The sequence below is a fragment of the Rhodoferax sp. SPJ21 genome (assembly GCF_058216335.1).
In genome coordinates this window covers 469983-482549 of the sequence record NZ_JBYZMO010000002.1, presented here as the reverse complement: position 1 = coordinate 482549, position 12567 = coordinate 469983, and the positions used below count along the sequence as shown (strand labels likewise).

General features: G+C 64.0%; 11 protein-coding genes and 1 pseudogene. 7 read left to right on the top strand and 5 right to left on the bottom strand.

The features are described 5' to 3' along the window. Positions 1-47: 47 nt before the first annotated feature. From AC4BBN_RS10040 to AC4BBN_RS10030, 3 genes are all read right to left on the bottom strand, one after another. Positions 48-1433 (bottom strand): aminopeptidase P N-terminal domain-containing protein, encoded by a 1386-nt coding sequence (locus AC4BBN_RS10040; RefSeq protein WP_490591843.1) that lies wholly within the window; start codon positions 1431-1433, stop codon positions 48-50. Positions 1434-1444: 11 nt separating this feature from the next. After that, positions 1445-2149 carry an N-acetylmuramate alpha-1-phosphate uridylyltransferase MurU gene (gene murU / locus AC4BBN_RS10035; protein ID WP_490591842.1) on the bottom strand — a complete coding sequence of 235 codons (705 nt, stop codon included), beginning with the start codon at positions 2147-2149 and terminating at the stop codon, positions 1445-1447. Positions 2150-2245: 96 nt separating this feature from the next. Further along, entirely contained in the window at positions 2246-2620 is a 375-nt protein-coding gene (locus AC4BBN_RS10030) for a tautomerase family protein (protein ID WP_490591841.1), read from the bottom strand. Positions 2621-2864: 244 nt separating this feature from the next. On the opposite strand from AC4BBN_RS10030, the gene tkt reads away from it, so the two are divergent. Together tkt and gap are read left to right on the top strand one after the other, a co-directional pair. After that, entirely contained in the window at positions 2865-4868 is a 2004-nt protein-coding gene (gene tkt / locus AC4BBN_RS10025) for a transketolase (protein ID WP_490592851.1), read from the top strand. A 169-nt stretch (positions 4869-5037) separates the two neighbouring features. Continuing rightward, a complete protein-coding gene (gene gap / locus AC4BBN_RS10020; protein ID WP_490591840.1) occupies positions 5038-6036 on the top strand; it encodes a type I glyceraldehyde-3-phosphate dehydrogenase in 999 nt (332 codons plus the stop codon). 225 nt (positions 6037-6261) lie between these two features. Here the strand turns inward: gap and AC4BBN_RS10015 are convergent, their stop codons facing one another. Together AC4BBN_RS10015 and AC4BBN_RS10010 are read right to left on the bottom strand one after the other, a co-directional pair. Beyond that, a complete protein-coding gene (locus tag AC4BBN_RS10015; protein ID WP_490591839.1) occupies positions 6262-7794 on the bottom strand; it encodes an amino acid permease in 1533 nt (510 codons plus the stop codon). A 41-nt stretch (positions 7795-7835) separates the two neighbouring features. Next, a complete protein-coding gene (locus tag AC4BBN_RS10010; RefSeq protein ID WP_490591838.1) occupies positions 7836-8603 on the bottom strand; it encodes an SDR family NAD(P)-dependent oxidoreductase in 768 nt (255 codons plus the stop codon). Between the two features lie 105 nt (positions 8604-8708). On the opposite strand from AC4BBN_RS10010, the gene AC4BBN_RS10005 reads away from it, so the two are divergent. From AC4BBN_RS10005 to AC4BBN_RS09985, 5 genes and pseudogenes are all read left to right on the top strand, one after another. Next, positions 8709-9707, top strand: a complete 999-nt coding sequence (locus AC4BBN_RS10005; protein ID WP_490591837.1) for a helix-turn-helix domain-containing protein — start codon at positions 8709-8711, stop codon at positions 9705-9707. Between the two features lie 40 nt (positions 9708-9747). Further along, positions 9748-9858: pseudogene (locus AC4BBN_RS10000) on the top strand (Lrp/AsnC family transcriptional regulator); the annotation flags it as partial. Between the two features lie 115 nt (positions 9859-9973). Further along, positions 9974-10852 carry an EamA family transporter RarD gene (gene rarD / locus AC4BBN_RS09995; RefSeq protein WP_490591836.1) on the top strand — a complete coding sequence of 293 codons (879 nt, stop codon included), beginning with the start codon at positions 9974-9976 and terminating at the stop codon, positions 10850-10852. 159 nt (positions 10853-11011) lie between these two features. Next, on the top strand, positions 11012-11974 hold the full coding sequence (locus AC4BBN_RS09990) for a TerC family protein (protein ID WP_490591835.1): 963 nt from the start codon (positions 11012-11014) through the stop codon (positions 11972-11974). Then, a complete protein-coding gene (locus AC4BBN_RS09985) occupies positions 11974-12552 on the top strand; it encodes a DUF2062 domain-containing protein (protein ID WP_490591834.1) in 579 nt (192 codons plus the stop codon). Before AC4BBN_RS09990 ends, AC4BBN_RS09985 begins: the two co-directional genes overlap by 1 nt. Positions 12553-12567 lie beyond the last annotated feature (15 nt).

Sequence of the window (12567 nt, the reverse complement as noted above, 5' to 3'; positions counted from 1 at the left end):
GCCCATCTACCGAGATCACGATTATAGCGTAGAGCCGTAAAAGCTGCTTAATCCCGCATCAAGGCCTCGATCGCGTCCGGATCCACCGGCACGCCACGGCTGATCAGCTCGCAGCCGCTGGCCGTGACGATGGCGTCGTCTTCGATGCGGATGCCGATGTTGTGGAAGGCCTCAGGCACGCCCGGGCCGGGGCGCACATAGATGCCGGGCTCGATGGTCAGCGCCATGCCGGGTTGCAGGATGCGGCTGGGCCGGTTGATGATGGTCTCGCCGCTCAGCGGGTCCTTGCGCTGGCTGCTGGCGCCGATTTCCGACTGCTCGACATAGCTGCCGCAGTCGTGCACGTCCATGCCGATCCAGTGGCCGGTGCGGTGCATGTAGAAGGCGAAGTAGGCACGGCTGGCGATCACATCGTCCACGGTACCGACCTTGTTCTTGTCCAGCAGGCCCACGTCCAGCATGCCCTGGGCCAGCACTTTCACCGTGGCGTCATGCGGATCGGTAAAGCGCGCGCCGGGCTTGGTGGCGGCCACGGCCGCATCCTGGCTGGCCAGCACCAGCTCGTACAGCGTGCGCTGCGGGCCGGTGAATTTGCCATTCGCCGGGAAGGTGCGGGTGATGTCGCTGGCATAGCCGTCGAGCTCGCAGCCGGCGTCGATCAGCACCAGCTCGCCGTCGCGCACCGGGGCCTTGTCGGCGCGGTAGTGCAACACGCAGGCATTCGCACCAGCGGCGACGATGCTGCCGTAGGCCGGGTACTGCGAACCATGGCGGCGGAATTCGTGCAACAGCTCGGCGTCCAGGTGGTACTCGCGCACTTCCTGGCCGGCGCGCAGCATGCGGGCCGACAGCTGCATGGCGCGGATGTGGGCGCCGGCGCTGATCTGCGCGGCGCGGCGCATGGTGTCTTGCTCGCTGGCGTCCTTGAACATGCGCATTTCGTCCAGCACGCTGCACAGATCGCGCTGGGTGTCGGGGCACAGGGCGCCGTAGCGGACCCGCGCGCGCACCTTGTTCAGCCAGCCATCGACACGGCCTTCCAGGCCTTTGTGCGTGGCGAACGGGGTCCACACAGCGCTGCGGTTTTCCAGCAAGCGGGGCAGCTGGGTGTCCAGGTCTGCTACAGAATATGCAGCATCTACTGCAAGCACTGCGGGCGCTGCATCCGGTCCGAGTCGGAAGCCGTCCCAGATCTCGCGCTCCAGATCCTTGGGCGCACAGAACAGCGTGGACTGGCCTTCGCCAGTCACCACCAGCCAGGCGTTGGGTTCGGTGAAGCCGGTCAGGTAGTAGAAATAGCTGTCGGCGCGGTACAGGAAATCGCTGTCGCGGTTGCGCTGCTGCTCGGGCGCGGTGGGGACGATGGCGATGCCGCCGGGGCCGATTTCACGGGCCAGTTGGGCGCGGCGTTGGGCGTAGACGTTGGTGCTCATGGTGTGTCGCTTCAGTGGAGTTCGGCCAGTTGTTCGGGGGTGCCCACGTTGTGCCATGGGCCGTCAAAACGGGATGCGGTGATGCGCTGCTGGCGTATCGCGTCAAACAGCAGCGGGCCCAGCGCGGCCTTGCTGCCCAGGGGCACGGCACGGCACAGTTCGGCGCGCACCAGGGCCAGACTGCTATAGGTCCAGCGCTGGCCATCGGGCCCGGGGGCGTCCAGCGCCAGGCCGTTGTCGGCAATGCCGAAGTCGCCGCGCGGGTGGTAGGGCGGGTTCGGCACCATCCACAGATGCGCCAGAGCATCGTTACGCGCGAAGTCGTTGGCGGCGCTAGCATCAAAGCGGAAGCTGGGCGCGTAGATATCGCCGGCCACCACCCAGAAGGCATCGCCCAGCAAGGGCAGGGCCTTGCGGATGCCGCCGGCGGTTTCCAGCGCACCGCCGTGGTCGCGGCCTTCCATGGAATACGTGATCTTCAGGCCCCAGCGCGAGCCATCGCCCAGCGCGGCGGGGATCTGCTCCTCCAGCCAGGCGGTGTTGATGACGACGTGGCGCACACCGGCGGCCGCCAGCGCTTCCAGGTGCCAGACGATCAGCGGTTTGCCTTGTACGGGCAGCAGCGGCTTGGGCGTGTGGTCGGTCAGCGGGCGCATGCGTTCACCGCGGCCGGCGGCGAGCACGATGGCATGGGTAATCAGGGGGTGGGCGGGCATGGTGTGGATTATCGGGCGGGTCATGCTACGGCTGTATTTGCTATTGAATAAATAGCTGCTGCCGCAGATGGTTATTGCGCTAGCGGCCTAAAAGGCTTAAACCTTGGGTGCGGTGTCAGAGGCTGGCACACCTAGGATGCCCCAGCTTTCCTTGGGCGGCTCGGTCAGCACCACCATTACGTCCAGCGGCGCAATACCCAGCGCCCCGAAGCGCTGCACGATGCCCTGGTACAGCGTGCGCTTGGCATCGATGCTGCGGCCGGGGAACATCATCACCTCGACCAGTGTGTAGTTTTCGGTCTTGCCCGGTGCCACCCAAAAATGCTCGGGGCGGTGCTCGACATAGCGCACCTGGCGGTCGTCTTCCGGCACTTTCAGGGCTTCGCGCATGGACAGGTAGACCGCCTCCATCAATGCGGCAACTTCGGCAGCGGGGCGGCTGCGGCGGACTTCAATTTTGGCAAGCGGCATGGCGGTTAAGGTTGGGCAAACGAGGTGCTGTCTATTGTGCTGTCTTTGCCGCACCCGCCCCGCGTTACCAGGGCAGCACAAGGCGCAAGGTGTCAGCCCCGTAAAATAACGGGCTTACCAGAATATCCACCCCGAACTTTCTCCGGAGCTGACCTCGATGGCCGACACCCCCCTGAACGAAAACACCCCCGAAGTGGCGGTTCTTCCTGCTGCGGCTCCGGCTGCTGCAAAGCCCACCACCGCCATGGCCAACGCCATCCGCGCGCTGGCCATGGACGCGGTGCAACAGGCCAACTCCGGCCACCCAGGCGCACCCATGGGCATGGCCGACATGGCTGTCGCCCTGTGGGACGAGCACCTGCAGCACAACCCGAAGAACCCGAACTGGCTGAACCGCGATCGCTTTATCCTGTCCAACGGCCACGGCTCCATGCTGCTGTACGCGCTGCTGCACCTGACCGGCTACAAGCTGCCCATGAGTGAGCTGAAGAACTTCCGCCAGCTGCACAGCAAGACCCCTGGCCACCCCGAATACGGCTACACGCCTGGCGTGGAAACCACCACCGGCCCGCTGGGCCAAGGTATCACCAATGCCGTCGGCTTTGCATTGGCTGAAAAGCTGCTGGCGCAAGAGTTCAACCGCGAAGGCCATGCCATCGTCGACCACCACACCTACGCCTTCATGGGCGACGGTTGCCTGATGGAGGGCATCAGCCACGAAGCCGCGGCTCTGGCCGGCGCCTGGAAGCTGAACAAGCTGATCGCCCTGTACGACGACAACGGCATCTCCATCGACGGCCAGGTCGCCCCCTGGTTCATCGACAACACCGCCCTGCGCTTTGTGGCCTACGGCTGGAACGTGCTGGGCCCGATCGACGGCCATGACGCCGCCGTGGTGTCCCAAGCCATTGCCGATGCCAAGAAGTCGGCCGACAAGCCCACGCTGATCATCTGCAAGACGCATATCGGCAAGGGCAGCCCGAACCGCGCCAACACCTCCAAGGCACACGGCGAACCCCTGGGCGCCGAAGAAATCAAGCTGACCCGCGAAGCGCTGAACTGGCCTTACGCCCCGTTCACCATCCCCAAGGACATCGCTGCCGCCTGGGACGCCAAGAGCGCCGGCGCCGCCCGCGAAGCCGCCTGGAACACCCAGTTCGCCGCGTACAAAGCGGCCTTCCCCGCTGAAGCCAAGGAACTGCTGCGCCGCATGAAGGGCGAACTGCCGAAGAACTTTGCCCAGACCGCTGTGGACACCGTGATTGCGGCCCACACCAAGGGCGAAACGGTGGCATCGCGCAAAGCCTCGCAGCTGGCGTTGGAAGCCTTCACCGCCGCCCTGCCTGAAATGCTGGGTGGCTCTGCCGACCTGACCGGCTCCAACCTGACCAACACCAAGTCCACCCCCAATCTGCGCTTCGATGCGCTGACCGGTGCTGGCAACGGTGGCCGCCACATCAACTACGGCGTACGTGAATTCGGCATGGCCGCCATCATGAACGGCGTGGCGCTGCACGGTGGTTTCATCCCCTACGGCGGTACCTTCCTGACCTTCAGCGACTACAGCCGCAACGCCATCCGCATGGCCGCGCTGATGAAGCTGCGCGTCGTGCACGTGTTCACCCACGACTCCATCGGTCTGGGCGAAGACGGCCCGACCCACCAGTCGGTGGAACACGCAGCCAGCCTGCGCCTGATCCCCAACCTGGACGTCTGGCGTCCGGGCGACACGGCTGAAACCGCCGTGGCCTGGGCTGTGGCACTGGAAAACAAGAGCCGTCCTTCGGCCCTGCTGCTGAGCCGCCAGAACATTGCCTACGCCGCCAAGGCCGACCTGGGCGACATCAGCCGCGGCGCCTATGTGCTGTCCGAACCCGCTGCCGTCGGCATCAAGAAGAAGGCCCAGGCCGTCATCATCGCCACCGGCTCCGAAGTGCAACTGGCAATCGCTGCCCAAGCCCTGCTTGCTACCAAAGGCATAGCTGTCCGCGTAGTCTCTATGCCCAGCAACAGCGTTTTTGATCGCCAAACCGAAGCCTACAAAACCGAAGTGCTGCCGGCCAATCTGCCGCGCATCGCGGTCGAAATGGGCGTTACCGACGGCTGGTGGAAATACGGCTGCGCCGCCGTGGTGGGCCTGGACACGTACGGCGAATCGGCACCTGCGCCGGTGCTGTTCAAGCTGTTCGGCTTCACGCCCGAAAACGTGGCGATGACGGTCGAAAAAGTCCTGCGTAAGAAGAAGTAACAAGGCTCACCCCCAGGCTGCGCTGCGCTCCGCCCACCCCCTTGCAGGGGGCGATACCAGTGGCCCGGCAAAGCCGGTTCCACGGTATCCCTGAGAGGGAGGGGCCCGCCATACGTTGGGGGTAGAGTGATTGAGGTTGGTTTAATTTTTCACTATGGAGATACAAGCAATGGCAATCAAGATTGGTATCAACGGCTTTGGCCGTATCGGGCGCATGGTGTTCCGTGCCGCCATCCAAAACTTCCAAGACGTGGAAATCGTTGGCATCAACGACCTGCTGGAGCCCGACTACCTGGCTTACATGCTGCAGTACGACAGCGTGCACGGCCGCTTCAAGGGTGAAGTCTCGGTGGACAACGGCGTGTTGGTCGTCAACGGCAAGAAGATCCGCCTGACGCAAGAGCGTGACCCTGCGAACCTGAAGTGGGCCGAAGTCGGCGCCGACATCGTGGTCGAATCCACCGGCCTGTTCCTGACCAAGGAAACCGCACAAAAGCACATCGACGCTGGCGCCAAGAAGGTCATCCTGTCGGCACCGTCCAAGGACGACACCCCCATGTTCGTGTATGGCGTGAACGACAAGAGCTACGCTGGCCAGGCCATCATCTCCAACGCTTCGTGCACCACCAACTGCCTGGCCCCACTGGCCAAGGTGATCAATGACAAGTTCGGCATCAAGCGCGGCCTGATGACCACCGTGCACGCTGCCACCGCCACGCAGAAGACCGTAGACGGACCCAGCAACAAAGACTGGCGCGGCGGCCGCGGCATTCTGGAAAACATCATTCCATCGAGCACTGGCGCAGCCAAGGCCGTGGGCGTGGTGATTCCTGAGCTGAACAAGAAGCTGACCGGCATGGCCTTCCGCGTGCCGACCAGCGATGTGTCGGTGGTGGACTTGACAGTCGAGTTGAACACCTCGGCCACCCTGGCCGAGATCAACGCCGAGCTGAAGGCCCAATCCGAAGGCGCCCTGAAGGGCATCTTGGGTTACACCGAAGACAAGGTCGTCGCGACCGACTTCCGTGGTGACAGCCGCACCTCCATCTACGACGCAGAAGCCTCCATCGCCCTGGACGGCACCTTCGTCAAGCTGGTGAGCTGGTACGACAACGAATGGGGTTACTCCAACAAGGTGTTGGAGATGGCCCGCGTCGTCGCTAAATAAGACACACCCTCAGGCTACACACTGCGTGTTTTCGCCAACCCCCTTGCAGGGGGCGAACCCAGTGGCCCGGCATAGCCGGTTCCACGGGTTCCTTGGGCTAAGACAGTGGTGCTTGTTGTTATTGGGGACGTCCTTTGGACCAATAAAAACGCGCCTTAGGGCGCGTTTTTTTATGTGCATCATTTAGGCTGCTAGCGCAGGTAATACTAATATAGCAACACAGTCTCAACCCTTCTGCGCGGCGAACTCGGCTTCGATCTCGCCCATGTGAGACTGGCGCTCGGCAATACGCTTGCCGATCGGGGGGCCGGCAAAGTGCTTGCGCACGCCGAAGACAAACCAGATCACCAGCAGCGCAAGCAACAAGGCCACGGTCACATACGCCACCTTTTCGTTCGGCGGCTGCATGCCCACATAGGCCAGCACCAGCGCGCCCACGGTGCCCAGCAGGGCGAAGGGTTTGGACCAGGCACCCAGGTTGAACGGGCCCTTCTTGGTCCAGGTCTTACCCTCGGCGAACACGCCGGCGGCGATGGGCATGGCGTAGGAGATGAACAGGAACACAGCGCTACCGGCGCTCAGCACGGTGAACGCGTCGCCATACAGCGTGATGGAAATCGCCAGCACGGCGGTCACCCAGATGGCGGTGCCGGGCGTGCGCTGCACATGGTGCACTTGCTTGAGCCAGCGCGAGCCGGGCAGGCCACCGTCGCGGGCGAAGGCATACATCATGCGCGAGCAGGAAGTCACTGCCGCCAGGCCGCAGACGAAGTTGATGAAGAACATCAGAACCTCGATGGTGACGCGCAGCGCGGTGGGAATAGGCGCCAGAATGGCTTCGAAAAAGCCGGTGCCCATCTTCATGCCCGCAGTCAGGTCGGGCATGACCAGCACGAAGCTGCACACCATCACATAGCCAAACAGCACCGACCACAGCACCGAGCTGATGATGCCCTTGGGCACGTTTTTGGCGGCGTCGCGGGTTTCTTCGGCGGTATGGGCCGAGGCATCAAAACCAGTAATGGTGTAGGCCGTCAGCAGCAGGCCGGACAAGAAGGCCATGACCAGCGTTTGCTGTGGCCAGGCGCTGCCATCGGTACCGGTGAGGTTGGTGAAGGTGTACAGGCGGCTGAAGTCCAGCTTGCCGGGCGCGTAGGCGATCAGAGACACCACCAGCACGACCGTGACCACGAAGATCAGGTAGCCCGACAGGTCGGTGATGCGGCTGGCCAGCTTGATGAAGCGGTGGTTCAGCAGCGCCTGCAGGCCGGTGATGACGCTCAGGAAAATCGTCTGGTGCACCCAACCCAGCGACTCGGGCGCCACGCCAAACATGGGCGCTATCAAGGTCTTGAAGAACGGGTCGTAGGTGCCGAAGTTAATCGCCGCCACCACGAACACCAGGCCCAGCAAATTGAACCACGCGGTGATCCAGCCCCAGGCCTTGCCGCCCAGGATGGAGCCCCAGTGGTACAGGCCGCCAGCGGTCGGGTAAGCCGAAGCGATTTGCGCCATGGACGCGGCCACGATCATGGCGAACAGGCCGCCCAGCGGCCAACCCAGGCCGATGGATGCGCCACCGGCGGCCGACAAGCCCATCTGGAAGGACGTGATGCCGCCCGACAAGATGCAGATCAAAGAGAACGACACAGCGAAGTTGGAGAAGCGCCCCATGCGGCGCGACAGCTCTTGGGCGTAGCCCATTTCATGCAGGAGCTTGACGTCCGCGTCCATAGCGGGAGGAGAGATGGCACTCATAAACAGACCTTTCGGTGAGGGGGTGGAAGTTCAAACAAACATCAAGCTGCGGTGAAGCAGTTGTCGACGAACAGGTGCGCGCCGTTGACGAAGCTCGCGTCGTCGCTGGCCAGGAACAGAGCGGCCTTGGCCACTTCTTCGGGCTGGCACAGCCGGCCCTGCTGGACCGACAGCGCCTCGACCGTGGCGTCGAAGCCGTGCTCAGCCAGGGCCTTGATCTCGCGCTGGCCGTGCGGGGTGTCGATGAAGCCTGGGCAGACCGCGTTGCAGCGTATGCCGCGGTCGCGGTACTCCACCGCCACAGCGCGTGCCAGCATGGCGCAAGCGCCCTTGGTCATGCAGTACAGCACCTCCAGCGGCGTGGCGGCTACGGATGAGATAGATGCGGTGCAGACGATGCTGCCCTTGCCGGCGGCCAGCATCTGCGGCAGCACGGCGCGGGTCACCATGAACATGCTCTTGACGTTGATGTCCATCAGCCGGTCGTAGTCTTCGTCCGTGGTGTCCAGAAACGGCTTCACGGTGATGGTGCCGGCGTGGTTGAACAGCACGGAGATGGTGCCGAAGCGCGCGCTGGCGGCCGCCACGGCGCTGTCCACCTGGTCGCGGCGCGACACATCGGCGGCAAAGAATGCAGCGTCGCCGCCCGCAGCGATGATCTCGGCCACCACCGCTTCGCCGGCGGCTACGTTGATGTCGACCACCGCCACGCGCGCGCCTTCTGCTGCAAACAACTTGGATGCCGCACCGCCTGCGCCGGTGGCACCACCGGAAATAAGGGCCGTCTTGCCCGCCAATCTGCCTGCCATGGAATGTGTCCTTTTAGAAATGGGTTGTGCTGGTTCGCCCCAGTCTAAAAATTCCGTGGCGATGGCACTATCCCGAATTGGCAAAAGACTTGCTTAATGTTTTCCATGTCCATCGCCGCCGCTACTGCCGCCCCGCACTTCCAGGTTTTCCGCTGCCGCGACACCGACGAGCAGGCCGCAGTGCTGCACGGCTGGAACCAGTCCTACTGCCAGCTGTCGCCCGGTGCCTTCGACGGCAGCGTGACCGCCATCGACACCGGTGCGGTGCATATCGTGGTCGAGCACCTGAACCGTGCCGTGCTGCAGCGTGGTGCGCTATCGCCCGGCTGCGTGGCCATCGGCGTGCCTTTGCAACTGGAAGGCCACTCGCTGTTGTGCGGCCAGCGCAGCCACATCAACGGCCTGCATGTGTTTTCGGGTGCCGACGGCTTCGAATTCCGCTCGCCCGAAAAGCATGTGGTGGTGGATATCGAGTTCTATCCGCAGCGTTTTGCCAACCCGGCGCTGCGCGAAGCCCTGGCCCGCATTGCCGGCAAGCTGGGTGCGCGGGCCACTGTGCTGGACATGCCTGGCGAGCGCATGGACGCGCTGCGCCAGTTGCTGCGCGCCATGCTGGACGCGGTGGGCAACGCCCCCGATTTGCTGGACAACCCCCAGGTCTGCGAAGCCTTCGAGAAATCCCTGGTCTACGGCCTGCTGGACCTGCTGGAGGCCGATCCGCTGCGGGAGTCGGCCACGCTGCCCAGTGCCAACCGCAGCTGGCGCCTGGCCCAGGCAGCGCGATCACACATAGAGCAATCGGCCCGCGCCTGTCCGCTGTCGGTAGCCGAGCTGGTAGCCCTGCTGGGCGTGAGCCGGCGCTGCTTGCAATACGCCTTCCAGGACGCGCTGGGCCTGAACCCAGCGTCCTACCTGCGCGCCGAGCGGCTGAACCGCGTACGCCAGACCATGGGCGAGGCCGATTCGGTGACCGAGGCAGCCACGCGCTTCGGCTTCTGGCATTTCGGCCACTTTGCCACCGACTACCGCGCGCTGTTTGGCGAGCGGCCATCGGACACCTTCCGGCGCCGGCACGGGCAGGCGGTGCCAAGCCGGTTCAACTAAACGACAGGCGTTGCCAGAAACACCGGCAGCTGTTCGGCCTGAGCCGCGAAGCCTGCCAGTGCGGGATGCACTGGCGGTGCACGGCGCGGTGACCACCTCGCTGGTGCTGTCCAGCCCGGTGCGCAAGTTCGCCACCATCCAATCTGTGTAAGGAATAAGCCCCCAGCGCAGATAGATTCTGCGCAGATAGCTACAATTTATGTAGTGCCCGTGGGCCTGCCATTTTCGGTAGCCGCGCTGCACGATCTCTTTACCCCCCCTTCGCCATGCATCCCGGAATCCTTTACGCCACCCTGGCCTACGCAGCCTGGGGCCTGTTCCCGCTGTACTTCCACCACCTGAACCAGGTGCCGGCGCTGGAGATGGTGCTGCACCGCACCCTGTGGTCGCTGGTGTTTGTGTTGCTGCTGCTGGGCGTGCTCAAGCGCTGGTCCTGGATGCGCGCGCTGCGCGGCCAGCCCAAGGTGCTGGGGGCGTTTGCGCTGTCGGCGCTGCTGCTGTCAGGCAACTGGCTGGTCTATGTCTGGGCGGTACAACACCAGCACATCGTGGACGCCAGCCTGGGCTACTTCATCCTGCCGCTGGTCAGCGTGGCGCTGGGCTTTGTGTTCCTGGGCGAACGGCCACGGCCCGGCCAGTGGCTGGCGGTGGCGGTGGCTAGCGGCGGTGTCGTGTGGCTGACAGTGCAGACCGGGCACCTGCCCTGGATCTCGCTGGTGCTGGCGCTGACCTTCGGCTTCTACGGCCTGCTGCGCAAGGTAGCCCACCTGGGCGCACTGGAAGGCCTGGCGCTGGAGACCATGCTGCTGGCGCCTATCGCCGCCATCATGCTGGGCTGGACAACCTGGCAAGGCCAGGGCGTGCTGGCGCAGGGCGACAGCGCCACCATCGCCCTGCTGGTCTTTGCCGGGCCCATGACCGCCGTGCCGCTGCTGCTGTTTGCCGCAGGCGCGCGCCTGATCCCCATGTCCACCATGGGCATCCTGCAGTACATCTCGCCCAGCCTGCAGTTCGCCACCGGCGTATGGCTGTTCCACGAGCCCTTCCAGTTGTCGCGCCTGGCGGGCTTTGCAATGATCTGGGCGGCGCTGGTGGTGTACAGCCTGGAAGGCTGGTGGACCAGCCGGCGCGCCGTCGCCGCATAAGTAGGGCAAACTGCCAGGCGGTGGCGGCCGCACATTTCGTTATTTCCGAAGATACGCTATGGTTTAAGCATGTTTTTCCGGAAATAAGTGATCCCTAGACTTAGGCCCTGGCGCCCGGCAGATCTGCACGGGGCCTGGCATACGAAAGGACGCAGCGGCATGGAAACAATCGGAACCTGGTGGATGTGGGTCGGCTTTGCCGTCTTCGTGGTGGTGGCCATCGGCATCGACCTGTGGGTGATGGAGCGCCAGGGCGCGCACCAGGTCACCATGAAAGAGGCCGCAGGCTGGAGCGTGCTGTGGTTCTCGCTGGCCTTTGTTTTCGTGGGTCTATTGTGGACCTACCTGGACTACAGCCAGAGCCGCACGGTGGCCAATACCGTGTCCATGCAGTTCATCACCGGCTACCTGGTGGAGAAGAGCCTGTCGATAGACAACATCTTTGTGTTCCTGATGATCTTCAGCTACTTCGGCGTGCCACCGCAGTACCAAAAGCGCGCGCTGATCACCGGCATCATCGGCGCCATCGTGCTGCGCGCCATCCTGATTTTGGCCGGTGCCTGGCTACTGGCCACCTTCCACTGGCTGCTGTACGTGTTCGGCGCCTTCCTTGTGTTCACCGGCGCCAAGATGTGGCTGGCCGCTGGCAAGGAGCCGGACATTGCACAAAACCCGGTGCTGCGCTTTTTGCGCGGCCGCATGAAGATCAGCAACGCGTTTGACGGCGAAAAGCTGTCCACCCAGATCGATGGCGTCAAGTACTACACGCCGCTGTTCGTGGTGCTGGTGCTGATCGGTACCACCGACGTGATTTTTGCGGTAGACAGCATCCCCGCCATCTTCGCCATCACCAGCGACCCGTTCATCGTGTTGACGGCCAACATCTTCGCCATTCTGGGCCTGCGCGCGCTGTACTTTCTGCTGGCCGACTTGGCGGATCGCTTCCACCTGCTGGCCTACGGCCTGGCCCTGGTGCTGGTCTTCATCGGCGGCAAGATGCTGTTGATCGACCTGGTGAAGATCCCGATTGGCTACGCCCTGCTGGTGACGGCGGCACTCATTGCCGCGTCCATCGTGGCATCGCTCGTCACCTCGCGCAAACCCGGCCCGCCGGCGCACTGATGGCCAGTTACGCACACACATTGCGCCATTGGCTGCGCGGCCTGGAGCCCCGGGTGCTGGCCCACCTGCACGGGCCGCTGCTGCAGCGCATGCGGCCCTGGCTAGACCGGCGCGAGGTGTTCAACTTCAACCGCCGCCCGCTGGCCCTGGGCGTGGCCATCGGCATGTTCTGCGGGCTGATCCCCGGGCCGCTGCAGGTGCCCGCCACCTTTGCTGCTTGCGCCTGGCTGCGCGGCAATGCGATCGCCGGCGCACTGGCCACCTGCTACACCAACCCGCTGACCATCGTGCCGCTGTACCTGCTGGCCTTCCAACTCGGCCAATGGGTGCTGCCCGGCGCGCAAACCCTGCCGCCACTGCCCAGCATGGGCGATGGCGTTGCCGACTGGATGCAGGGCCTGCTGGTGTGGGTACAGGCCATGGGCTGGCCGCTGCTGGTGGGTCTGCCGATGCTGGGCGCCGCCTTGGCGCTCATCGCTTTTGGGGCCATGCAGGCACTGTGGCTGAGCCCGGCCATCAAGCGTGCATGGCAGCAGGCCCGACGCAGGCACAAAGCGTCTCACGCGAAAATGACTTAAATGCCTAACAGGGCT